This window comes from Sphingobacterium sp. Lzh-3 (assembly GCF_046764375.1).
Classification (GTDB): Bacteria; Bacteroidota; Bacteroidia; order Sphingobacteriales; family Sphingobacteriaceae; genus Sphingobacterium.
This window is the reverse complement of sequence record NZ_CP177226.1, coordinates 2,583,339-2,606,148: the sequence shown is the minus strand read 5'-3', so window position 1 is coordinate 2,606,148 and position 22,810 is coordinate 2,583,339. Positions and strand designations below refer to the sequence as shown.

General features: G+C 36.5%; 25 protein-coding genes. 17 read left to right on the top strand and 8 right to left on the bottom strand.

Features of this window, described 5'->3' with window-relative positions:
• Positions 1-138: 138 nt before the first annotated feature.
• From ACLCDV_RS10675 to ACLCDV_RS10650, 6 genes are all read left to right on the top strand, one after another.
• Complete coding sequence (locus ACLCDV_RS10675; protein WP_317667106.1) at positions 139-279, top strand: hypothetical protein; 141 nt, start codon at positions 139-141, stop codon at positions 277-279.
• A gap of 787 nt (positions 280-1,066) precedes the next feature.
• Positions 1,067-2,533 (top strand): two-component regulator propeller domain-containing protein, encoded by a 1,467-nt coding sequence (locus ACLCDV_RS10670; protein WP_317667107.1) that lies wholly within the window; start codon positions 1,067-1,069, stop codon positions 2,531-2,533.
• A gap of 172 nt (positions 2,534-2,705) precedes the next feature.
• Positions 2,706-2,900: a C10 family peptidase gene (locus tag ACLCDV_RS10665; protein WP_411567680.1), complete on the top strand. Its 195-nt coding sequence runs from the start codon at positions 2,706-2,708 to the stop codon at positions 2,898-2,900.
• A 43-nt stretch (positions 2,901-2,943) separates the two neighbouring features.
• Positions 2,944-3,408 carry a hypothetical protein gene (locus ACLCDV_RS10660; RefSeq protein ID WP_317667108.1) on the top strand — a complete coding sequence of 155 codons (465 nt, stop codon included), beginning with the start codon at positions 2,944-2,946 and terminating at the stop codon, positions 3,406-3,408.
• A gap of 495 nt (positions 3,409-3,903) precedes the next feature.
• Positions 3,904-4,515, top strand: a complete 612-nt coding sequence (locus ACLCDV_RS10655; RefSeq protein WP_317667109.1) for a hypothetical protein — start codon at positions 3,904-3,906, stop codon at positions 4,513-4,515.
• Between the two features lie 618 nt (positions 4,516-5,133).
• On the top strand, positions 5,134-5,544 hold the full coding sequence (locus ACLCDV_RS10650; RefSeq protein ID WP_317667112.1) for a hypothetical protein: 411 nt from the start codon (positions 5,134-5,136) through the stop codon (positions 5,542-5,544).
• A 134-nt stretch (positions 5,545-5,678) separates the two neighbouring features.
• On the opposite strand, the gene ACLCDV_RS10645 is transcribed toward ACLCDV_RS10650, so the two are convergent.
• The 4 genes from ACLCDV_RS10645 to ACLCDV_RS10630 all read right to left on the bottom strand — a co-directional run bounded on the left by ACLCDV_RS10645 (position 5,679) and on the right by ACLCDV_RS10630 (position 9,792).
• Complete coding sequence (locus ACLCDV_RS10645) at positions 5,679-6,731, bottom strand: DUF5694 domain-containing protein (protein ID WP_411973636.1); 1,053 nt, start codon at positions 6,729-6,731, stop codon at positions 5,679-5,681.
• A gap of 174 nt (positions 6,732-6,905) precedes the next feature.
• Entirely contained in the window at positions 6,906-7,688 is a 783-nt protein-coding gene (locus ACLCDV_RS10640) for a type II CAAX endopeptidase family protein (RefSeq protein ID WP_317667115.1), read from the bottom strand.
• 206 nt (positions 7,689-7,894) lie between these two features.
• Complete coding sequence (locus tag ACLCDV_RS10635; RefSeq protein ID WP_411973635.1) at positions 7,895-8,824, bottom strand: helix-turn-helix domain-containing protein; 930 nt, start codon at positions 8,822-8,824, stop codon at positions 7,895-7,897.
• Positions 8,825-8,889: 65 nt separating this feature from the next.
• On the bottom strand, positions 8,890-9,792 hold the full coding sequence (locus ACLCDV_RS10630) for an SDR family oxidoreductase (protein ID WP_411973634.1): 903 nt from the start codon (positions 9,790-9,792) through the stop codon (positions 8,890-8,892).
• Between the two features lie 301 nt (positions 9,793-10,093).
• Between ACLCDV_RS10630 and ACLCDV_RS10625 the strand changes: the two genes are divergently transcribed.
• The 10 genes from ACLCDV_RS10625 (at position 10,094) to ACLCDV_RS10580 (ending at position 17,759) form a co-directional block, all read left to right on the top strand.
• Positions 10,094-10,564: a DinB family protein gene (locus ACLCDV_RS10625; RefSeq protein WP_317667119.1), complete on the top strand. Its 471-nt coding sequence runs from the start codon at positions 10,094-10,096 to the stop codon at positions 10,562-10,564.
• Positions 10,565-11,377: 813 nt separating this feature from the next.
• Positions 11,378-11,533 carry a helix-turn-helix domain-containing protein gene (locus ACLCDV_RS10620; protein WP_317667120.1) on the top strand — a complete coding sequence of 52 codons (156 nt, stop codon included), beginning with the start codon at positions 11,378-11,380 and terminating at the stop codon, positions 11,531-11,533.
• Positions 11,534-11,779: 246 nt separating this feature from the next.
• The gene (locus ACLCDV_RS10615; RefSeq protein ID WP_317667121.1) at positions 11,780-13,321 is read left to right on the top strand and encodes a DHA2 family efflux MFS transporter permease subunit; all 1,542 of its coding nucleotides are present in this window, start codon (positions 11,780-11,782) and stop codon (positions 13,319-13,321) included.
• Between the two features lie 183 nt (positions 13,322-13,504).
• Positions 13,505-14,101, top strand: a complete 597-nt coding sequence (locus tag ACLCDV_RS10610; protein ID WP_411973633.1) for a TetR/AcrR family transcriptional regulator — start codon at positions 13,505-13,507, stop codon at positions 14,099-14,101.
• Between the two features lie 193 nt (positions 14,102-14,294).
• On the top strand, positions 14,295-14,750 hold the full coding sequence (locus tag ACLCDV_RS10605) for a VOC family protein (protein WP_411973632.1): 456 nt from the start codon (positions 14,295-14,297) through the stop codon (positions 14,748-14,750).
• A 120-nt stretch (positions 14,751-14,870) separates the two neighbouring features.
• Positions 14,871-15,386: a DinB family protein gene (locus tag ACLCDV_RS10600; RefSeq protein WP_411973938.1), complete on the top strand. Its 516-nt coding sequence runs from the start codon at positions 14,871-14,873 to the stop codon at positions 15,384-15,386.
• A 96-nt stretch (positions 15,387-15,482) separates the two neighbouring features.
• Complete coding sequence (locus ACLCDV_RS10595) at positions 15,483-15,776, top strand: PaaI family thioesterase (RefSeq protein ID WP_411973959.1); 294 nt, start codon at positions 15,483-15,485, stop codon at positions 15,774-15,776.
• A complete protein-coding gene (locus tag ACLCDV_RS10590) occupies positions 15,695-15,955 on the top strand; it encodes a PaaI family thioesterase (RefSeq protein WP_411567681.1) in 261 nt (86 codons plus the stop codon). Before ACLCDV_RS10595 ends, ACLCDV_RS10590 begins: the two co-directional genes overlap by 82 nt.
• Positions 15,956-15,993: 38 nt before the next feature.
• On the top strand, positions 15,994-16,842 hold the full coding sequence (locus tag ACLCDV_RS10585; protein WP_333577491.1) for an alpha/beta hydrolase: 849 nt from the start codon (positions 15,994-15,996) through the stop codon (positions 16,840-16,842).
• Positions 16,843-16,859: 17 nt separating this feature from the next.
• Complete coding sequence (locus ACLCDV_RS10580; protein WP_317667129.1) at positions 16,860-17,759, top strand: MBL fold metallo-hydrolase; 900 nt, start codon at positions 16,860-16,862, stop codon at positions 17,757-17,759.
• Positions 17,760-17,771: 12 nt separating this feature from the next.
• Here the strand turns inward: ACLCDV_RS10580 and ACLCDV_RS10575 are convergent, their stop codons facing one another.
• The 4 genes from ACLCDV_RS10575 to ACLCDV_RS10560 form a co-directional block, all read right to left on the bottom strand.
• On the bottom strand, positions 17,772-18,512 hold the full coding sequence (locus tag ACLCDV_RS10575) for an alpha/beta fold hydrolase (RefSeq protein WP_411973937.1): 741 nt from the start codon (positions 18,510-18,512) through the stop codon (positions 17,772-17,774).
• Between the two features lie 272 nt (positions 18,513-18,784).
• Complete coding sequence (locus ACLCDV_RS10570) at positions 18,785-19,198, bottom strand: MarR family winged helix-turn-helix transcriptional regulator (protein WP_317667130.1); 414 nt, start codon at positions 19,196-19,198, stop codon at positions 18,785-18,787.
• An 87-nt stretch (positions 19,199-19,285) separates the two neighbouring features.
• The gene (locus ACLCDV_RS10565) at positions 19,286-19,669 is read right to left on the bottom strand and encodes a hypothetical protein (protein WP_317667131.1); all 384 of its coding nucleotides are present in this window, start codon (positions 19,667-19,669) and stop codon (positions 19,286-19,288) included.
• Between the two features lie 185 nt (positions 19,670-19,854).
• Positions 19,855-21,408, bottom strand: a complete 1,554-nt coding sequence (locus ACLCDV_RS10560; RefSeq protein WP_411973631.1) for a serine hydrolase — start codon at positions 21,406-21,408, stop codon at positions 19,855-19,857.
• A 384-nt stretch (positions 21,409-21,792) separates the two neighbouring features.
• Between ACLCDV_RS10560 and ACLCDV_RS10555 the strand changes: the two genes are divergently transcribed.
• Complete coding sequence (locus tag ACLCDV_RS10555; protein WP_317667134.1) at positions 21,793-22,776, top strand: type I glyceraldehyde-3-phosphate dehydrogenase; 984 nt, start codon at positions 21,793-21,795, stop codon at positions 22,774-22,776.
• Positions 22,777-22,810: the final 34 nt, after the last annotated feature.

The following is a 22,810-nucleotide window of genomic DNA, read 5'->3' as shown; positions in this document are numbered from 1 at the left end:
GTTTAAATTATTCTACAAAGTTCGGTAACCAGTTTAAAAGCAGGGTAACCGAAATAAAGGAAGTTGTAACATAATCTCTGATTACATCACCTTTTTAAGCTAATGCAGTTATACAAGCTTTTCTATTTCTTCTTCATTATGACTAAACAAATAAGCAATCCGGATGACGGATGGTTTGATGACGATGTAATGGCAACTGACGACCTTACATACGATAGTATAGTGCCCAAAGATCAAATCCAAGATGAAATAAAATCACTCGAACATCTCTTCAGCTAGAAAATAAAACCAGAATAGATACGTATTAATTATTACTTTTAACAACATTAATCCTGCAGCACCATGTAAAACTCATGATCTATTGATAAAAACATCAAAAAGAACAAGAATGACAACGAATATTCCTAGAGCAATTAAACGGGTATACTAATATGAAGGTTGTCCGAACCTTTTCATAATAAGCCCAACGATAATGCTAAGAAGCCCGATGCTTGATTATCATTCATACAATAAAATTCAGTAAAAGAATTGACACGCTAGGTCCTAAATCAATTCTTAACTTTACTTGAAAAAAGAGTCCCGTTATAAGGAACATAACTGGAATCCGTAGTTTTTATTTACACATTTAGTGGGACTGCCCCGAAAAAAATGAAAAAATTTTTTACTTGGTTAATGTATGTCGCGGCTTTTTTTTCTGCAATTATTATATTGTTGTTTATTTATTTGTCTGTTGACCCATTTCGTAAACAAAAACAAAGAAAACTTTATTATAAAAGGATCGAAGAAATAAAAACAGGAGTGCAAAACCAACTTTGTCATAGGATTAAAACTTAAAAACTTCTTTCCAGTTGGAGCCTATCAGGCTTTCTATTTCGCAAAAGCCAATTATATTAACTTTTTTCTTAAATTTATGCCATCAGTTAGCCTTTGCTTACCCAGTCGCTAAATTGAAACTTTTAACTCAATTTCCGCCACTGACGCCAAGCCCCGTAACTTAAGCCGAAGCTACGCGGACAGCTTTACAAGCAATATTAAACGGACACTCCTCGATAGATAAACAAAATAAATGAGAAAAACACTTTTTATCCTTTTTGCTGGTTTGACAATTCAAGCAAAGGCACAAAACTTATTCCCTGTAAAACTCGAAAATTGTAAGGCTGAAAAGTTTTGCCTTGACTGTGGAGATATAAAAGCAGGTTATGAACAAAATGAGTTCACAAAATTACAAGAGAAACTGAACAAGGAATTGAACTTACAAGGAATAAAAGGTGCTGTAAAATTTCAGGTTCTTGTTGACGCAACAGGTCACGGTTGTGTATTAAGTCATACTGACCAATCAAACAATCCCATTTCATTGAAAATTATTGAAGAACTTAACAAATTCAAGAAATGGACACCAGCAATAACAGGTGGAAAGACTGTAGAAAAGTCGTCCATCAATTTAATTTTTGCAATAAGTGACAACAAAATTTCGGGACAGATTGAGCGGATTGATATGAAGGCTTTTAATAAGTCATTTGATAAACCGAACAGCCCCGAGATATACAATAAAACTTACGTGTACAAAAACGGAAGTTTAAAAAAATACAAAATGACAGTTTGGAACTCCAGTAACTCAAATCTTCCAAACAATATGAACGACAATATCACCATTGACAAAAATGGCATTGTTTGGCTGACTGTTGATGAAGGATTGGTCACTTTTGATGGAAAAGAATTCAAAAATGCAGAACAGGATATTACTGACAAGGGGAAATTCTTTTCCTATTATGCATTAACAACAGATAATGAAAATGTGAAGTGGGTTTATGGAACTAAAAATATTTACAGCTTTGACAATGTTAAATGGACAAAGTATGACTCAACCGATATTGGAATAGATGGAGCCTATGAAATTGTTAATAATCAAAAAACTGGAGAAGTATTTTTCTGCTCTGACGAAGGCTTGACCATTTACAAAGATCGAAAGTGGACGAATCTAAATAAAAGCAAACTCAAAGACCTGCCATCAAACAGAGTAAATTTCGCAAAGAGAGATTCAAAAAACAGAATTTGGATTGGAACTTTTAATGGTACAGCTATAATTGACGAAAATAACCAATTAACAAACTTTGAAAACACAAACACCATTTTAAAAGGAAAATGTATTACTTCAATGGACGAAGACGAAAATGGTAATCTTTTTTTTACGCTTTATGAGTTTGACAGAAAAGTGAAAGGGAAAGTAAACAATGATGAAGGAATTGCAATTAGATACACCGACGGAACTTTCAAACAATTTACGACCGAAAATTCAGGAATGCCTTTTAACCATGCAAATTGTGTTCTTTACGACAAAAAAGAAAAGGTTCTTTGGATTTCGACTGATAGAGCCGGCTTAGTAAGATATGACTTAAAAGATGGCTGGGAAAATTATCACAATGAGAACTCTGACATTCCAACTTCCTATATTTCAACAATGACTTTTGATATGAATGGGAACTTGTATCTAGCGACACGACAAGGATTAGTAAAAATTGAAAGAAAACAATAAATACCGCTGATAATAACAGAGTTTTCATTTTGTACGTAAGGCAAGAAATGAAAGCTCTGTTGGACGGAACCTAAATCAACTTTATTTATTTTGATGATTAATACTTTTAAGTTTTTAATATGTATATTTATTACACCAGCCATAGAAAATAGATTTTGAGAAAAATTTATTTGTGGAGAGTGAAATAAAAGCGAATAGCCCCGTTATATTAACCGGTTATACTACAAATGTCGAAAGCACATACCCGGATGGCCATTGCTGGGTGACAGATGGAATACACAAGGTTATAACCTGTCCCGAAGCGTTACCTGATGGCTCAACAATTGGAGGATGGGGCTTTCTGTGGTTTCACATAAATTGGGGCTAGCTCGGTTGGGATATGGTTTATTCTATCTACAATTCATATCAATATGAACAAGTTATTAGTAATATTCGCAAGCCTTCTTACTTTCATCGCATGCAAGAAAACAGAAGAAATAAACTCAAGTGTCTATAGTGAAGTACAGCTCACTTTGGTCGATGAAAATGGTGCAAATGTCCTAAATTCAAAGCTAACAATTGCGGATCTTAATCTTTATTATGTCTCAAGTTCAGGCGAAAAAATCATTCAATATAATTCAAGTTTGGATCTTCCAAAAAACATGGAAATAACCAGTGATGGACAGGATAAAAAACTACGATTGTTTGCCAACCTCAAGGCGGAAAATAACGAGTATACTGAAAGCATATTAAACGTTAAAGGTTATGATGATATAACAATTAAGGTTAAGGTTCAAAAAAAAGGCGGTAGCCTCGGATATTCCGACTTATTTGTAAACGGAAACAACATACCTGTAGAATTGAGATTTAAACCGATTAAGATACAACTGAAGTAATAGTCACAAAAGATACAAAGACCACTAAATACCAGAATGCACATCCTTTACAACAAGATAGTTTGGATCAAGTCATTAATAAACAGAAAAGACTTCTGGAAGAAAAATTAAGATAGAATGATGAACAGACTCAAGCACTTATTTATCCTGAGGAACAGTTTGGGATAATATGGATCTACATATTCAGCTGGATCTAGTTTTCGCGGACAATACGCATCGAATCAGGTTGACTTACTACTGGAAAGATAAACAGAATTAGACGGTCGAATCTAATGGAAACATTCAAAATGACCTATCACAATCGAATATTCAAAGTTGTCAACAAATTCAGGTAATGGCGACACCTCAAGTGAGATGGCCTTTCATGACAAGCAAGAGGGAAATATCCTTACATCTATTTATTAGGGGGTAGCATTGTTGCCGGACACTTGATAGGTCTAGTCGATTCAAATGAAAATATTGATATGCGGTATCAGAGTTTTAAGTAGTGAAGATATGAAAAGAATTAACTGGTCAATATGGCTGCCGATGCTGGCTATCATTTTACTTACAATTGAAGTGCTGATGGAGTTTGTAATCTCCGATCAAGCATCCTGGTCCAGGTTTTTATCCAGTATAAAAGAGACAAATCCAAACGGTTGGTTAATTATCCCAGCAATGATCATCAGTGGGATCATTATAGGGGCGCTACGAATTTCCAAGCATAAATTTGGTAGGCGTGTGTCGGTTGCGACAGGGCTGATATTTATAGGTTTCTCACTTTTTTTTATCACGAGAATGACACTATTCTATTACGGGTTGAATGAAAGTCTCAATTATTTTACAGCAAAGGAGGACATAAAAAATGGAAAGATCAGATTCTATACATATGGACAAATGCATTATAGCTCCGAGAAGGAATATTACGCTATAGATTCTCTTGAGAAATCCTATGGGTACGAGGTGATCGATGCAGGTGGAGGGACTCCAGGTCTAGAAATATATAACGATGTGATTGAAGATTATTTAACAAAAATTCATGGGAAAAATTGGCGTGATGGATTCAATAGAAAAATAGATTCAATATATAAGTCAAGCAACTCAAGTCAAAGAAAAATAGACAATTAACACTCCCCTGTACTTCATCTCGTCAAGACCGAACCAGTGTGACCTGGAGATATAGATGAAGATAGATCCTACATTTTTCGATAGTTTTTAGTATTTTGTATCGTAATTTGTTAACCCTATCTAAATATGAAGAATCCTTTAGGCATCAAGGATATCGCCAAGATGCTCAAAATTTCGGTATCGACAGTTTCGCGGGCTTTTCGGCATATCCACGAAATTTGAAAGGAATTAATAATTTCTCCAAATGGAATCACTAAAGCCAGCGGGAAAATAACACCTAAAATAAAGAGCACACATGCATTTGTTATTTTAAAAACTTCTAATTTGAAGCAAAAGGGGTCTCTTCTCGTACTTTTTGACGCACTCATAAAAACAATGAACTTTTTTAAATATATGGTACTTAACAATGGAACATACAATCTAGATAAGCATCCCCTCTACATATTGAAAAAAAAATAATTCGTAGAAATAAAAACGTTAAAATCACTTTAGGTCTGTCCGAAGTAATTTATAATAAGGATGTATATCTTGCCAGCACCGAAATCCTTTTGAATCAAAAAGGAATCCGATCTATCTGAAGACTGAAATGCAAACTTATATTACAATAATATTGGTGTTATGAAAATTTTAGCAATAATTATATCTTTTTTTTTCATTTTGATTTCATGTGATGATGTTGATTCAAAATTTTGTGTTTTAAATAGAACTAATCAAAATATATATGCTTATCTGACAACCGATTCCTCTTCGGAAGAGGCAAGAGCTTTTTTTATTGATAATGGAAGACCGAATCAAACGTTAAGAATATATAAGGCAATAAAACAGCATGATTCTGTTTGTTTTCCGATTATTGGTAATTGGAATCAAATCAGCAATTTTAACGGAGATGGAGATATTTTTATCTTTTCAGTTGATTCAATTGAATACGATAAGGAACAGTTGAAAGCCAATTCTTATCATTTTATAAAAAAATATCAAATAACAAGGAATAAACTTTATCAGCAGGGTTGGCGTTTCGAAATAAAATAGTTTTTACGATTAACAAATTGAAAACAGAGCGATTTATTGCAAAATAAATCGCTCTGTTTTTTAGATTACAACATTAAAAGGAAAAAAATCTCTCAGCGAAAATTCTTATATGCTTTAAAATGATAACACCACTTTTAGTCAACTTCATTAATGTTTCTCACTTTCACAGCTGGCATCGTCTTGAAAATGTCCTGCATGTACTTTCTATGGTTGGCCCCAGCTAGGACTACAACTCTTTTGGCGCCTACAATCTTAGCCCTTTTGACAACATTATGGCACATTCCCTCATTTCTCATAATCCACCAATGTATTTTTGACAGCATTTCTTCTTTGGGAAACCCATTCATGTTATATAGAACAGGCAAGTAAAAATCTCCCCAGGCGGAAATCTCGGCGGCCTCATCCGTGTTCAACCATTCCGTTACCGTATTTGAAGACTTTTCGATATGAGCATATTTTTCAAAACCTTTGTCAATAGCTATCAAAGCTGTTTTCAACTGATTTTTTAAGGAATCGGTTATATCTTTCCTAAACAAGAGAAATTTTGCATCAAATGCTCCCCACGATGCTTGCCAATTCAGATCATAGTCCTGGCAATCCATAGCCATCAGTTCCTCGATGCCTAGCTCCTGCATTAGCGGGAAGGCGATATAGGCATACTCAGAGGTTTTCAGCCTTTTCATACTTCGTCCACTGGTATCTATCCCCGGGCTAAGCAATTTTTCGATATGATTTTCAAGTTCAGCATTGGGTTGATGCCTCAGGAAATTATAAACTTGCCAAAATTGATAATGTCCATTTGCCACATCCTGATCGAGATAATAGGCATGCGCTAAATCAGCTTTTACACGATAATCATTGGGTTGCTGCTGGGATCGTTCCTTCAAGCTGTCAATGGTATGCTGCAGTAATGCCTCTTCTATAGGTCGATTGCTCCTAAGTTTGCTTAGCCGGTTGCTATTTGGCTGTTTGCACCAATAATCCATTAGCAAACGCTCGTCTTCTTTACTCAGAAACTCTCCAAAAAAGGCGTCAGGCTTAAATTTTCTAATTTTTTGATGGATGCTGGAAAAATCCTGGGTAGGATATTTACTATAATCATGGGAAACGCCTATTAATAAAACCTCAATATCCTGTGCTTTGGCGTTGATCGAGATTAAGAAAAATAAATAAAAGAAATACTTCATATTAATGGCCTCAAAATAGGTTTTTTCATGGCGTAGTTTTTATACTACTAAATTTACGGAAATTTTAGAAAAATTAATCAAAAAAACTGTGCATCGAGGTCAAAGATTCTTACCACTCTAAAAAGAAATTGAAATAACCAAACTCCAACGATTAAATCTCTTATCCGATTAAAATCATTCTGTCAAAGCTTTTCGAGATTTGAATAATAGCGAAACTATCAAAATTCCTAAAAGCATCACGACAGCGTAAGCTGTATAAGCTACTAGTTCACCTTGTCCCTCAAAACCTTTAGGCACTATTTCAATCAATAATCCGGTGTTATTTTTATAACCGAGCATCCAATGAAGAGAATTCCATGCAAAATGCAATCCGGTAGACAAGGCTATATTACCCGTTTTTAATGTAGCAATTCCAAAAAGCAATGCTCCAAATCCTGATCCAATCAACGAGTTTTTTAACGTTGAACCAGCGATTATATGTTCTATAATAAATATCACAATAACACAAAGTAAACCTAACACTGGCCCAATTTTATCTTTCAACCTCCATAACATATATGTTCTAAAGACAAGTTCTTCCCGAAGACCAACAAATAGGAATAATGGTATATATAAAGCAAATTGAGATAGCTGAAATGTAGTTGACCGTTTAAATTCTACCTGCGATAGATTTACAATTAGCAAGGTCATAGTCCCTACCATTAACAATCCGACGCAAAGCCCGATAAAAAATTTTGAAATATCGTTTTTCTTAAATCCCAGACCTATTTTACGAAGAGAAATTTTATCCCAACGCTTGAAAATATACACTAATCCTACTGTTAATACAGTTGCAAGCATTAATGAAAATAGTTCCGGAAGATTACCGGCTTTGCAAATCGCATTTGAAATTGCAAACATCATCATGCTGCAAAGATAAAATAGCATTACCTTAAAATAAGTCGGAGCATTTTTCATTGTAATAATTTAAGTTATTTGAAATTACAAAAAGTCATACAAAAAACTGAAATTCAAACAATTATTCATAAACCATCAAAATAAAAACAACGAAGTCTACACGGTATCACTCCCCAATGATGGCAATCCCTCCCTGTCGCAACTCGGAAGCATTCGGAAATATAATCAATGCATACGCAAAAGAATTTTTATCTATATCTTACCTATTACTTCTTCAAATTCAGCTTTAATAGATTCCCAATATTGAATGAATTCCTGAACTCCAGCGGCGAAATATTGGTTTTGGCTTTAAACAGTTTATTGAATGACTGGGGGTGCTCAAAACCCAATTCATAAGCGATCTCACTTATGGTGCGTTCAGTTGTGGAAAGCCATTCCTTGGCTTTTTCGATCAACTTTTCATGGATGATCTGCTGCGTGGTTTGTCCTGTCAGCGATTTGAGCAGTCCCCGCATGTATTGCGGCGACATATTCAGCTTTTCGGAAAGCAACTGCACCGTGGGTAAACCATAAGCCGTGATATTTCCTTCAAAATAATCGGAAAGAAAATTTTCCAGCTTCTCCAAAAACTGATGACTCGCCTTTCTACGTGTTATAAACTGACGCTGATAAAAACGCTGGGAATAATTCAACAGGGTTACCAATTGAGAAATGATAATATCCTGGCTGAACTGGTCCAGATTGCTCTGATATTCCTGTTTGATATTCTCGATGATCTGCTGCATTTTTACCTCCTCATCTTCTGATAGGAACAGTGCTTCATTGATCGAATAGTCAAAAAATTCATATCTTTTGATCGAAGCAGAAAGTGCTGTGTTCCACAGAAAGTCCGGATGGATCATCAGCATCCATCCGGAAGGATTTCTTCCTTCTTCTTCACGTATTACGCTTAAAATCTGATGCGGGGCCATGCAGAACATTACCCCTTCATCAAAATCATAGTCATTCTGTCCGTACTTGTACTTGTGTTCCATGTCACGTTTTACCGAAATCATATAAAAATCAAACAATAGGCTCTGTTTACCGACTTTTGTTTGCTCGGTCATATCCTCAAAATTGATTACACTGATAAGCGGATGCTTGGGCGCCGGCAAACCGCGCAGTTTATGGAAATCGGAAATGCTCCTAATTCTCATGGGCTTATTATCGGACATGGTCTTACCTGCTTTTATATTTTAATGGAAAGGAACAAAATTACAGATTATCGGCGTTCCGAAAAATAATACGAACTTTTTAAATCTTCCAATAAGGTTGGATGTACGGGGTTCCAGTCCAGCACATTCCTTGTCCATTCACTTGAACTCCGATTGTCAAGCTTTGCAAAATGTGTAAACCAGGAAAAATGCTGCTCGGCTTCCTGAGAATTTAAAGAAACCAAAGGGATATTTAAACGCTCGGCAATTTCAGTGGCTACCGTTTTAAGCTCGATTCCCTCTTCAGCCACGGCATGATATCTAGTTCCACTGTCAAATGGTTTTTCTAGTGCCAAACGGTAAAGCCTTGCTGCATCCAGGCGGTGAACAGCTGGCCAATGATTATTTCCGTCGCCAATAACCGCTGAGACAGCCTTTTCTTTTGCTATTTTGATAAATAGCGGAACAAAGCCGATTTTATCGCCTTCACCATGCACTGATGGTGATAATCTGATCACAGCAACGTTCAAGCCTTTTCTTACCTGATCGTCCGCAGCATTTTCAGTTGCAACCCTTGGGTGCGGATGATTAACACTGCGATCCTGCTCGGTTGTCATACCATCTTTTGAAAAAAGTGCTGTGCCAGAAGTGATGAGAAAAGGTTTATCTGTACCAACCAAAGCATCTCCTATGGCATTAATTACTTCTTTATCTAATTCGCACATTTCTTGAAAACGCCCAAAATCATGAACAAATCCCAAGTGTATAACAGCATCAGCGGCTTTGACCCCTATCTTCAGACTTGCAAGATCAGTCAGGTCGCCACGGTGAGCCCCCGCTCCCACTTCAATTAATTTCTTTGCCGATTCTTCCGACCTGGCAAGCCCGAGTACCTCGTAACCAGCTCCCAATAATTCCTGTACTACAGCTGTCCCAACGAAACCTGTAGCACCTGTAACGAATACCTTCATGTCTAACTTTATTTATAAAGTAAAGTTCAGAGTCTTTGTATCATTAAACGTATCCAAAAATAACTTTGTTGTAGCCAAAACTTACGATCTGAGTAAGAGTGGAGTGTCGATACCTTTATAGCAGAAGACTAAGATAGAATAAAAAGCAAAAAAGGCCAGAATAGTCCACACTGAAGGTCTAATGAGGAATTAAGAAATCTAAGACAGAAAGCGATGAAATCTGACATCTAGGCTTGAAGATTGAAAACAAACATCATTATATTTGAATTTATTAAATTGATTTAAAATCTTAATCAATACTATGACGAATGAATTATTTGAATTTGAAATTCTAAAAGCCAGTAGAACCAGGTTATTACAATTAATAGAAACTGTTGATAACAACATACTATTTAAAATCCCAGATAGCTTTAACAATAATATCGTTTGGCAAATTGGTCACTGTATTACTTCTCAACAGCGGCATATGTATATGCGTAGTGGGCTACCGATGCATATATCACAGGAATTTATGGGAATGTTCAAAATTGGAACCTCCCCGCATACTTGGGAAAGTACTCCAGATGTTGATGAAATAAAACATACATTACTTTATACAGTCGACCAACTTAGTAAAGATCTAGAATCGGATATATTTGTTAATTACCAGCCCTTTAGCTTACCTCTTGGCATTTCCGTCAATAATCACATTCAAGCACTTCAGGCAGCCAACTTTCATGAAGCCGAACACAGCGGAATAATATTAAATTATTTAAAACTTCTAATACAGTAGGGATACAAAATGTTTATTTTCTTTAATAAATATTTAGAATACCAAATTTAACCCAAGATCTCTATTATTGCCTATTCCCCCCAATATTGGTCCTAAGAATGCCAACTTTCATCCAGCCGAGTACAGCGGAATAATATTAAGAAACCAGGATCTCAAGGATTATAAGCCCCCCCATCCTATTCCTCCGCAGACTGAACAGTCCGTATCGTCACCAAAACAGCTCTGACATTCAAACAAAAAGGATCTTATATACCATTTTTTATCAAAAAACAATTCAATTCTAAAAGGGCTTCCATCCTCAGCCTCTACAAAAAATAAATTGAATTGTTTCCTTCTGACAGAGTCTCAATCAATTTAAAATCATAGTCATTGCCAATCAATATATATTTCTTTTCAAATGACGGGTAGAGAATTCCTTTTTCTACCAGTTTGTTAACGATTTTAGTATTATTCCTAAAAATTTTAAATACCTGTAAAAAATAGTCGAAAATTTCCTCTTTATCCATATCAATTAATACATATTTACCTATCCATATTTTTACTTATCCATATTTCTACCTTTTCAATTGAAGGAAAAGCTCCACTTGAAAACCGTCCTCCTCCACCATAAAAATACAAATGTATTTAAAGTGTTGAGTTGCCCCAATATTTATTCTTCCGTTAGGATGTCTTTTACCGCTGTATTTGATTGTAATGCCATCCACGATTACAAAACATGTTATTCTAGCACTGTACCTACACCGCTCTTTAACCTGTTGAATTCATCGTAGGTCTAGGTAAATGTACTCTATTTAAAAAAAACAAACCAGTAAAATGCTACGGATTATTAAGGCTATGGAATTAATTAACGATACCGATTTGAATATGACCGAGATCACGTACGAGATTGGCTATTCAAATATAGCTGCTTTTAGCAACAATTTTTATCTACTGACCAATATGAGGCCTACGGAATTTAAAATGAGATGAATCTGATATAACTAATGTATTTTTTTATCTGATATTATTTATTCATTTTTGTACCGATCAGTATATTTTAAAATATAATATGACTTAGTTCTATAGAATGTTGTATAATATAAAAAATGTAGTTATAAATATACCTAACGGTATATTTATAGAGATACAACTCATAAAATATAAAAATAGCATGGATATATAATGCAGGCCGATTGGAGTTCCAACAGCTTGCAGGAGACTAATAATTTATAAAAAATGAAAAGATTAATATTAATCGTCACAGTGATTACAGCTGCAATTATGGAATTGATTGATACGTCAATTGTCAACGTCGCATTGAACTACATGAGCGGTAATCTGGGAGCTTCCATGGAAGATATCTCATGGGTTGTAACCGCTTATGCCATCGCCAATGTGATCGTCATACCGATGACAAGTTTTCTTGTCAATAATCTGGGGCGTCGAAACTATTACATCGGTTCCATTATCTTATTCACCTTTTGTTCATTTATGTGCGGAAACTCATCGAATATATGGGAATTGGTGGCTTTCCGTTTTTTACAGGGTATTGGTGGAGGGGCTCTCCTTTCCGTTTCAGCTGTTGTTGTATATGAATGTTTTCCGAGAGAAAAACAAAATATAGCCAGTGCATTATTTGGGATAGGTGTATTTATCGGACCTACAATAGGTCCTACGCTAGGAGGCTACATCACGGATAATTTTTCGTGGCCGTGGATATTTTATATCAACGTACCGATTGGTATAGTCACAGCACTAATATGCCTTCGATTACTGCCTGAGTCTCCGGTCAGGGAAAAGATAAAACAGGTTGACTGGGCGGGAATATTTTTGCTTATCCTAGGTATCGGCTCCCTGCAGACAGTGTTGGAACGTGGTGAAACGGAAGATTGGTTTGAATCAAAAATGATTATCATTCTTTCCATAACGGCTGCTATTGCGCTCGCCTTATTTATTTTCCAGGAACTTACGACATCCGCACCTGTGGTCAAATTGCGAATTCTCAGCTATCCTTCTTTGAGTATTTCGGCTATTTTAACTTTTGTTACAGGTTTAGGCATGTTTACCTCAATCTTCCTTACACCGGTGCTGGTACAGCGGTTTCTCGGCTTCTCCCCCACTCAGGCCGGACTGGTACTTTTGCCCGGATCCATTCTTGCTGTATTTGCACTGATCATTACCGGAAGGGCTTTGCAGCGCGGAGTAGCCCCTTCTTTAATTGTATTGATAGGCTTTATCTGCTTCATTTACTTTAATTGGGCGATGTCCCAAATTAATCTCGACGTTTCTGCAGAAACAATAGCTCACCATTTGATTATTCGCGCCCTCGGCATGGCTTTGCTCACTGTACCACTGTCTACACTTGCTATTTCCCAGCTTGATCCCCAGAATATGGCTCAGGGAACAGCCATTAATAATATGATGCGACAACTTGGGGGGTCGTTCGGAATAGCCTTGATCAACACATATATCATAAGAAAAACTGCTCAGCATCGCATCGATCTGATTTCACATATTACGGCAGATAATATGCACCTGACACAACGAATCGAAAAATATAAAACACTCTTTTTGACGCAGGGACTAACAAATACAGAAGCAGAAAAGAAAGCCATGGGGCTACTGGAAAAAGTCGTTGTAAAACAATCTTTATTCAATAGCTATACAGATGCCTATATATTGGTAGGCCTCCTATTTTTGTCAGTCACGCCCATTCTTCTCTTTTTTCTGAAAGGAAACAAGAACAAAAAGATTATCATCGCCAATGCTGATCATTAATATCTGAATTATCGTGTTCCGCTTTTCAAAAGTGACGACAACCTCCTTAAGAGGTAAATTTCCACTTTATAGGATTACATCATGAAAGAATTTGATAACAGTAGACAGTTATTTTTCGATAAAAAAAAGACCGATTGTTTTATTTTATTTATACTTTTGTAAAGGATTAACATTCGCTGTTAGATGAAAATAACAAAATCTGAAAATACCAAACGGCTCATTATCGAGAAAACTGCATCTGTGTTTAACACCAAAGGCTACGCAGGCACATCGATAAACGACCTGATGACTGCAACAGGACTTTCAAAAGGTTGCATCTATGGTAATTTCGAAAATAAAGATGAGATTGCTTTGCAAGTTTTTGATCATAACTTCGCTAAGGTCACCCAGCATATGAAAGAGCGCATTCTGGCCACCGACAGCTCTATAGAACGATTGCTGGTTTATCCACAAACCTATAAAAACTATTTTAGGTACTCCTACTTACAAGCTGGTTGTCCGATTCTAAATACCGCTACTGAGGCGGATGATACACATCCAAAGCTAAAAGAACGGGCACAAAGGGCGCTTGGATTTTGGAAGACATCGATCGAAAACCAAATAAAACGTGGTATTGTAAGACAGGAGATAAAAGAAAAAACAGACCCAACTGAATTTGCCGTGATCATGATTTCAATGATCGAAGGAGCGTTTATGCAGGCAAAGGTCAACAACCATATGACCGAGCTCAAAATAGCAATGTCTTTCCTTGAAAAATTAATTAGGAATCTGCGTGTATAATTATTTTTTACACTAAAGAAAAGACCGATTGGTTTTTTTTAAAAAAGATTGTATTGGAAAAACAGAATGAAAAAATTCAACGAGAAGCATTATTGAATAAAACACATGTCTATATCGATATAGTTAAGAGTTAGAATATCGTTGAGTTGTTTTTAAACGAGGTTGCTTAAATATTAATAAAAAATATAAAAACATGATTGAGGGATTATATGAAACACACATTCAGGTGAGTAGCCTGGAAACTGCGGTTAAGTTCTACACGGAAGTAATGGGGTTGCAACTTGCACATTACGATGCAACCAGGCCGATCGCATTTCTTTGGATCGGCGAAAATAAGAAAGCAATGCTTGGACTCTGGGAGCAGCCGGAGAATTTACAGAAGCGACATTTTGCTTTCAGCTGTTCGAAAGATTTTCTACTGGAATCTGCCAATACTTTTTTACAAAAAAGAGAGTTACAGGCCTATAATTTCCTTAAAGACGGTACCAACGAACCGATGGTTTTTGCATGGATGCCCGCACTTGCGCTATACTTTGACGATCCGGATGGCAATCAGCTTGAATTCATCCATATTTTGAAAGGTGAAAGTAAGCCGGAACTTGGGGTACTCAGCTATCAAAAATGGGTAGAGATTAATGAATCTCATTAGAATAATATGCACATCGTAGGCAACTGTTTGAAGCATGATTTTTTTGCATTGGATGAATGGATAATACCTACCAATAATTGAATAAATAACAAGTTATGATTAAAAAATGGGAACCGTGAAATCACAAGCATTGGTCATCGAAATTTCGATTTAGATATAGACAATTATCGTTACGAAGATAGCCTAACGCGCCTCGCATATTTTCCGGTAATTTTAAAACAATTACTGGAAAACTGTCGTAAATCAATTGCAACAGTGAAGGTTGTAGGTAAATGGTCTATTCACGAAAATATAGGACATTTGATCCTTTTAGAAAAACTCTGGAGCAGTAGGTTTCAGGATATAAAAGGAGGAAATCAAAATATGTCATCCGCTGACTTAAACAATTTCGCTACTGATCAGGCTTCTTTCAATAAATATCCGCTCAACAATCTCACTAAAAGTCTGGTACATGAACGAGATCAGACCATTGCACTATTACAAAATATGAATGAAGAAGATTTTCTGAAGACTAGTATACATCCGAGGTTAAATCGACCAATGTCAATCTTAGAGCTAATGCATTTTGTGTCCGAACATGATACAAATCATATGCGGTCCATGCTATTCATTATAGCTAACACAGAAAACAATTAATTTTTAACAACAAAAAGATTGGCTATTTATTTGAAATAATATACTGCCCGTCTTACTGTATATCTATTTAACTAAAAACCTGGCAAAACATTACATATGAAAAAGTTATCAATACTTGATTATCTTAATAAGATGATCAAAAAAGAGCTTATCAGAGATATGTACACGCACATGCAATATCCAACTGCAATATCAAACACCCCAGGTATGAAGGTCAAGGAAATAGGATTGGGTACAGCGACAGTGGAAATAGACACGAAAAAAGAACAACATAGCAATCAGCAAGGAACTATCCATGGTGGATTGATATGCGAATTGGCAGATGCAGCAATAGGAACGGCTCATTCAACTTTATCAAGACAGGCGAATCCTTTACCAGTGTGGAACTGAAAATCAATTTTTATAGGCCGGTTTTTGAAGGTATACTTATAGCCAAAGCCTCAGCCCTACAAAATGGAAAAAATTTGAGTCATTATCAATGTGAGATTTTTTGCAGTGACGGAAAAAAAGCAGCCATGAAAATCAGTACAGTGATGACCTTAAAAGGTGAAAAAGCGAAGGGACGTTAGTTTATTTATTCCCATAACATTAAATTAGAATAATATTCATGAATAAAACAGTTTTTAAAACTCAAGAAGGAAAAAATAAGATTATCCGTGCGTACGATGATACAATCAATAGTGCATCATTGCCATTGAAAACCTATATGGTTCAAACAACTTTTGGCGACACCTATTTTTTGGAGTCAGGCAGTCAGCATCAAGAAATCCTAATCTTATTACATGGTGCATCTTCAAATGCAACCTCATGGTTGTCGGATATAGCCGAGTATTCAAAACAATATCGGGTAATCGCTATAGATATTCTCGGCGAAGCAGGAAAGAGCGCTGAAAACAGGCCATCTTATAAAACTACAGACTTTGCAGATTGGTTAAAAGAGATTTTCGACAAACTCAATCTGAGCAAGGCAACTATAATTGGCTTATCACAAGGAGGTTGGCTAGCATTACGATTTGCAATAAGCTATCCGATATTAGTCGACCGACTTATTTTGCTGACACCAGCCGGAATAATTCCGACAAAAAAAACATTCATTATAAAAGCCCTTTTCTATAGTCTATTGGGAAAAAAGGGCCGTATCTTGATCAATAGATTGGTATTAGGAAGCCAATCTGTGGACAGTAAGATTGTTGCATTTATGGATTTAATACAAAGCAATTTCAATGCGAGGATAGAAAAAGAGTATATTTTTTCAGACGCTGAACTGGACAATTTAACGATGCCGGTTTTATTTATTGGTGGGGATCAGGATGTAATCCGCTCGACACAGGATATTACTGTAAGATTGGAAAATATACTTAGTGACTTTACAGCAATCACAATTCCACAGATGGGACATGTATTGTTTGGCCTAACAAAGCAAATATCCCCTTATCTAAAAAAGACAAGACGCTAATTAAACGTACGATAAGAATGAGTTCACGTATAAACTACAGTCACCTCAAAATTCCCTTTGACACATTGGAGCTCTATATTCTTTCCGATGGATTTTTTGATATTGGCCCCTATCAGCCTATCATTGCACCGGATATTTCAATTACGGATCTTCAAAAAGAATTAAACCGTCTTCGTTTACCAATGAGCATTTACGAAGCCCCTATAAACGTGATGCTCATCAAAAAGAACGATCAACTGATTTTAGTGGATACCGGTGAAGGATTTTACGATAAACAAAACGCGGGAAAATTAGTTTATAGCCTGGAAAGCGCAGGGTTTCGTACTACAGATATTTCTGATGTATTGATCACCCATAGTCATCGAGACCATATTGGTGGTATTTTAACCGAAGACGGAAGTTTAGCATTCCCAAATGCGAGATTTTACATTTCGCGAGCTGAAATAGAATTTTGGTTCGGAAGCCATCCAGATTTTTCAGCTAGCTTAAGACCCGAATTTGGCAACTCGTCCATATCCATGGTACGGCGGATACTCGGCACTATTATGTCTCGTTTGGAGCTATTTGATGCTGGGGATGAACTGTTCTCATGCATTAAAACTCTGGCTGCTCCGGGGCATACCCCTGGGCACATTATATTTACTGTTTTCTCCGATCAATTGTCTATTACGCATCTGGTAGATCTGGTTCATAGCCCTTTATTGATTGCAAATCCAATGTGGGGCACCCAATGGGATGTTAATTTTTCATTAGGTAACATCAGTAGAAAAGATATACTTGAACAATGCTATAATCAAAACAGTCTAGTTTGCGCTTCCCATCTTCCCTGGCCTGGAATAGGCTATATCAATCGCGTCCATGACCAATATCAATGGATTCCAAAGCCTTATAATTCACCCCTGGTCCTTAATTTGTAATCTCGCATTGAATTATTTAGCGATAAAATCTGAAATATTCTCTATCAGAGAAGGAAACAGCTCCTCTGGTAGAGCGTGTCCCGTGCCATTCTTTAGAATCAGATCGCAATTATGTATATTACTTTTTAAATCCGCCGCATGCGCAGCACCAAATAAAGGATCTTGATCGCCGTGTATCATCAATGTTGGTACATCAAGACAATGGAGTACATGTGGGTTGTACGTATAACTTGCAAGTGCAATGATCTGACGAAAAGCTTTTATCAGAGATGACTTTCGGTATTCGTCTTTGATAATTAGCTCACACTCCTTTTCCTCATTGAACCGATATCGGTTGTCATAAATCGCTTTCATAAAGTCGACTTTTTCTTTTATGAAGATTTGCCTATCACCTTGAAAACTTGTGGTTGAGTTTGTTAGTTTTCTTATCATTGCGTCATCAACTTTTGGGAGAGTAGGATTAAAAGATGAGGACATCAATAAAATCAATGTATTGGTCAGTTCGGGATATTTATATGCAAATAACTGTGCAATGATACCACCCATCGACCGTCCGACAATATGTGCGCGTTGGATGCCGAATGCATGCAGCAGATCTCTTATGTCGTCGGCCATATCTATTAAAGAATAAGGAGCAGCGTGTTTTCCGGGCTGCTGCAAAAAATCGTCTAGGGAAGAACTATGGCGGTCGTTGCCACTATCGGAAATAAGAGTACTTTTTTCCGCAGTCTCTATTATCGAAGCGGAGCACACGAAATCCTTCTTCTGCAAGCTTATTACAAAATCAGAGTTCCCAACGGGTCATTTGGGTATTTAACCCACTGACCAAGACAATAGTTTCTTTATTTTTTTCGCCAAGTATTTCATAATAGATGACAGTATTTTTCAGCTCAATATATTCCATATATAATTTACAATGATTGCAATTTCCAAAGACAAAAGTCTTGAGTCCTAGATAGGACTAAACAATGTTCTGTCTAAAAACTCAGTTTTTCTTTATTTTTTGTCTATAGGCAAATTAATGTTTAGAGATCACCGCCTAAGACCTTTAGCTGGTTCGAAAAATTTTTTAGATCTTTTGTCCCTATCCCATCTAACAGCTTTTTGGAGATGTATTCGGCTGTAACGCTCGCCTCCTTATAAACCTTATCTCCGACAGTACTGAGCTTGACGTAGCTTACGCGAGCATCCCTTTCATTACTGTCCTTTTCAACAAGTCCTATTTTTTCCATAGGTGAGATAATGCGCGTAATCCCTGATGCAGTTAAACCGGTATTTTCGGCCAAGTCTATCCGCTTTAAACGGTTGCCAGGGGCTTTGCTTAAAATATGCAGTATCATAAAGTCTGTAAGACTTATTCCATGCAGGCTCAAACCGTCAAATTTCTTGACAAGGACAGATTGAACTTTTATAATGTTGAGAATCGTATTTATTTCCATGACCAAAATATTTGCAATATATTTGACTATTCAAATATATTGCAAATATACAAGTTTTTTTTAATAGGTCACGAAGCAATACTTTTTCTATGATTTAATCTTAAAGGTATATTTGTAATTCAGATTGAAATTATAGCGTTTGGTATTCTGTCCGTAATAGTCGTTGACAGCATCAAGGCTTTCCTCAATGGTGGTGTGGGGGATTGTTGCAATAGCTGTAGCGGTATTGGTTAGACCTCCACCAAAGATAAAATTGCCATTTACAAAAAAACCAACTGTATTCTTTTCGTCAATAAAATAGTCCACACCAGTCTGGGCAGCCATTTTCTGAAGTTTGTCCACATCGATCATATAGCTGTCATAGAACTTTCCATTTTTTAGCTGGCGATCATTGTAATACCCCAATGTATGATTATATGTTCCAAAAACATTAATCTTGTTAACTCGATAGTTAAAGGCAAGGTTTTCCAATTGTTTGGGACTGATTCCATAGGCAAAAGCTGTGGAAATGCTTCCATTTTATCCTTTTGTCTAATTTTTCTTGGTTTTTATATTGATTATACCAGGCGCTCCAGTGGCAAGAATATTCCAATTAATAAGAATTTTTATATGGAAGTCCTTCGGTTTATAATAAAATCTTTTTTTCTCAAGATTATTTATCGTTGCTCTGAATGGTTTTTGTCAGCCTTACGATCAAACATAACCGGTTTTTCGCTACCGTCCAATAGAATTCCTATACCTTGAATCTGACCGTCCACATCGCTAAAAAAGTTAAATAAAAGATTACTTGGTTCTGTATCCACTACGCCATTTTTATCTACTAAATGTGGGTCAAAAACGTCATAATGTCGATGTAGAAGGATAACTTTCTCATACCCCAGCTCACTGTACAAGTGACTATCTTTGAGCTTTATCTCAATAATTCCATAAGCGGGATTTTCAAAAGAACCAATGTATTGTTTTAAGGGATGGGAAGCTTTCGTCGATGGAACAGGTAACTTTTCTACTTCTTTTTTTACCTGACGCAACGAGTCGATTTCTGCCTTTTTCTCTCCATTCCAATCAATTGGATCCAAGCCCAAAAGTATATCCGAGATAGAATTTCTGACTACCGTGGGAAGCCTAGATACGTTTTGATTGGTTAATACGACAATTCCGAGTGTATCTGTTGGAAAAAATGATACGTTTGCAGAAAATCCGTTTATATTGCCACCATGTTCTACTTGATAATGCCCTCTATAGGACCCAATCATCCAACCTAAGCCATAGTTAGAGAGGAAAACATCTTTATGCTTGTCAGGTAAACCAGCATCCATCACCATCTGAGAACTTGCAGCCTCCTTTATATAATCTGTCGGAAGTATTTCCTTCCCATTAAAATAACCTTGGTTGAGCCAAACCTTGAGCCAATTAGACATGTCGCTCACACTGCTGTTGATGCTTCCTGCAGGCCCCATACCATTAATATTATAATAATCAATCTGTTTTATCGTATTGTCTTTAGAAAGTGAATAGGGCAAAGAAACATCACTATCCCGCTGAAATGCTAGAATATCGGTATTGGAACGCGTCATTTGTAGGGGCGTAAAAAACTTTTCTTGAATATTCTGTTCCCATGTTTTACCGCTTATTCGCTCTACAATCATTCCTTGCGCAAGGTACATAAAGTTGTTATAGAACCATTTCATTCGCAGGCCTGAACTCGGTTTCATAAATCTGACCCTCGTAATCAGACTATCTCTATTTTTGCTATTGAACAGAAACCAAGATAAATCATAGCGGGACAACCCAGTCCTATGCGCCATCAAGTCCTTAAGAACAATTTGATTGTCCATTTCATCATTGTAAAACTTTAATGCTGGCAATAAAGCTACTGCTCTGTCCTCAAATGTCAGTTTGCCATCCTTTCTCAACAAACCTAATAATGAAGCGGTAAAAGCTTTGGAGCTTGAACCTATGGCAAAAAGAGTATTCGGTGTGACCGGTTTTTTCTGAGCGAAATCGCGATAGCCAAATCCCTTACTATAAATTACGTTATCACCTTTTACAACAGCGACGGCGAAGCCTGCTACATGATGATCTTTTAAAACGCGGTCAAGTATTGAATCAATTGCTGCAAATTGATCTTTCGGCTCAATTATTTTCCCAACTTGAGAAAATAACGATAGAGAAAACAAAAAGCCCAAAATAAAGGTTATCAGGAGTTTCATACCAAATGGGAATTTATACGAAAATACTTATTCAACTTGATTTCCACAAACGTTCTCCTCTTTCCCTTTCTGACTGCAACACAGTTAGGATTTTTCTCCAAAAATGAAAGAAAAATGCAAGGTGCTTCAATCTATTCCAAATTATAGAAATATTGACCTCTAAGTATCAATTGTATCATTTTAATAGAGTTATGTTAGATTCCCAGAGAACAGAAAAGATACCCAATAAAAGTCAATTTTTCTCCGGTTTTATCAGTGCGTGATTGTCGGAAGTCTATGATAGAGAAATTATTGACCCATGTCAATCTTTTTTTTCGAAAAAAAAAAGAACTTAGTTTATATAAAACAAAAGAAACAATAATAAACAGAATTAAAAGGCACATTATGAAAAAAATAGCTATTAATGGATTTGGCCGCATCGGACGTGCCGCTTTAAAAATAATAACAGAAACTACTGACCTTGAAGTTGTTGGAATCAATGATCTGATGAGTATTGAAAATGCTGCCTATCTGCTTAAATACGACAGTAACTATGGGAGATATGAAAAAGATGTCCGCATCGAGGGAGATACACTTGTGGTCAATGGAAAAGCTGTTAAATATACAAGCATAAGGGAAATTGAAAAATTACCTTGGAATGATATCCAAGCTGATATCATTATCGAAAGTACGGGAATTTTCACAAACAAAGCAGATGCAGAAAAACATCTGACCTCTGGAGCAAAATTTGTAGTCATCTCGGGTCCGACCAAAGATACGCCTACAGTGGTTCACGGGGTAAATACGGAAGACGGAAGAGTTTCTGTTTTTTCATGCGCAAGCTGTACTACCAACAATATAAGTCCAATAATCGAAATATTAGGCAGAAGGCTCGGGATAAAAAAGGCAATCTTAAATACCACACACGGATATACGGCTTCACAGGCTCTTGTAGATGCTCCTTCAAAAAAAGAACCGCGTATGGGAAGAGCGGCAGGAATAAACCTTGCTCCTGCTGCCACAGGTGCTGCAATAGCGACAACCAAAGCACTTCCGCAATACGCGGGAAAATTTGACGGAATCGCTGTCAGGGTGCCAGTCCCAGTAGGTTCTATATCAGATATTACTTTTATCGCGGAAAGGCCTACTACGATCGAAGAGATCAACCAAATTTTGATCGAAGAATCAAAAACCGATCGATATAAAAAGGTACTAACAGTAACAAACGAGCCTTTAGTATCTACCGATATCATCAAAAGCCCATTTGCTTCGACAGTCGATTTGGAAATGACCAGAGTTGTCGATGGTGATCTAGTAAAAGTGATGGCATGGTATGATAATGAATGGGGATTTACCAACCAAATGATAAGACAAATTCAATCGATTTAGAGTGATAACAACGAAAAGTTGGATATACAAGCCC

Coding starts and splice junctions, on each gene's coding strand:
- ACLCDV_RS10675 (WP_317667106.1), top strand. CDS start 139: ATGACTAAACAAATAAGCAATCCGGATGACGGATGGTTTGATGACGAT.
- ACLCDV_RS10670 (WP_317667107.1), top strand. CDS start 1,067: ATGAGAAAAACACTTTTTATCCTTTTTGCTGGTTTGACAATTCAAGCA.
- ACLCDV_RS10660 (WP_317667108.1), top strand. CDS start 2,944: ATGAACAAGTTATTAGTAATATTCGCAAGCCTTCTTACTTTCATCGCA.
- ACLCDV_RS10655 (WP_317667109.1), top strand. CDS start 3,904: ATGAAAAGAATTAACTGGTCAATATGGCTGCCGATGCTGGCTATCATT.
- ACLCDV_RS10650 (WP_317667112.1), top strand. CDS start 5,134: ATGAAAATTTTAGCAATAATTATATCTTTTTTTTTCATTTTGATTTCA.
- ACLCDV_RS10645 (WP_411973636.1), bottom strand. CDS start 6,731: ATGAAGTATTTCTTTTATTTATTTTTCTTAATCTCGATCAACGCCAAA.
- ACLCDV_RS10640 (WP_317667115.1), bottom strand. CDS start 7,688: ATGAAAAATGCTCCGACTTATTTTAAGGTAATGCTATTTTATCTTTGC.
- ACLCDV_RS10635 (WP_411973635.1), bottom strand. CDS start 8,824: ATGAGAATTAGGAGCATTTCCGATTTCCATAAACTGCGCGGTTTGCCG.
- ACLCDV_RS10630 (WP_411973634.1), bottom strand. CDS start 9,792: ATGAAGGTATTCGTTACAGGTGCTACAGGTTTCGTTGGGACAGCTGTA.
- ACLCDV_RS10625 (WP_317667119.1), top strand. CDS start 10,094: ATGACGAATGAATTATTTGAATTTGAAATTCTAAAAGCCAGTAGAACC.
- ACLCDV_RS10620 (WP_317667120.1), top strand. CDS start 11,378: ATGCTACGGATTATTAAGGCTATGGAATTAATTAACGATACCGATTTG.
- ACLCDV_RS10615 (WP_317667121.1), top strand. CDS start 11,780: ATGAAAAGATTAATATTAATCGTCACAGTGATTACAGCTGCAATTATG.
- ACLCDV_RS10610 (WP_411973633.1), top strand. CDS start 13,505: ATGAAAATAACAAAATCTGAAAATACCAAACGGCTCATTATCGAGAAA.
- ACLCDV_RS10605 (WP_411973632.1), top strand. CDS start 14,295: ATGATTGAGGGATTATATGAAACACACATTCAGGTGAGTAGCCTGGAA.
- ACLCDV_RS10595 (WP_411973959.1), top strand. CDS start 15,483: ATGAAAAAGTTATCAATACTTGATTATCTTAATAAGATGATCAAAAAA.
- ACLCDV_RS10590 (WP_411567681.1), top strand. CDS start 15,695: ATGCGAATTGGCAGATGCAGCAATAGGAACGGCTCATTCAACTTTATC.
- ACLCDV_RS10585 (WP_333577491.1), top strand. CDS start 15,994: ATGAATAAAACAGTTTTTAAAACTCAAGAAGGAAAAAATAAGATTATC.
- ACLCDV_RS10580 (WP_317667129.1), top strand. CDS start 16,860: ATGAGTTCACGTATAAACTACAGTCACCTCAAAATTCCCTTTGACACA.
- ACLCDV_RS10570 (WP_317667130.1), bottom strand. CDS start 19,198: ATGGAAATAAATACGATTCTCAACATTATAAAAGTTCAATCTGTCCTT.
- ACLCDV_RS10560 (WP_411973631.1), bottom strand. CDS start 21,408: ATGAAACTCCTGATAACCTTTATTTTGGGCTTTTTGTTTTCTCTATCG.
- ACLCDV_RS10555 (WP_317667134.1), top strand. CDS start 21,793: ATGAAAAAAATAGCTATTAATGGATTTGGCCGCATCGGACGTGCCGCT.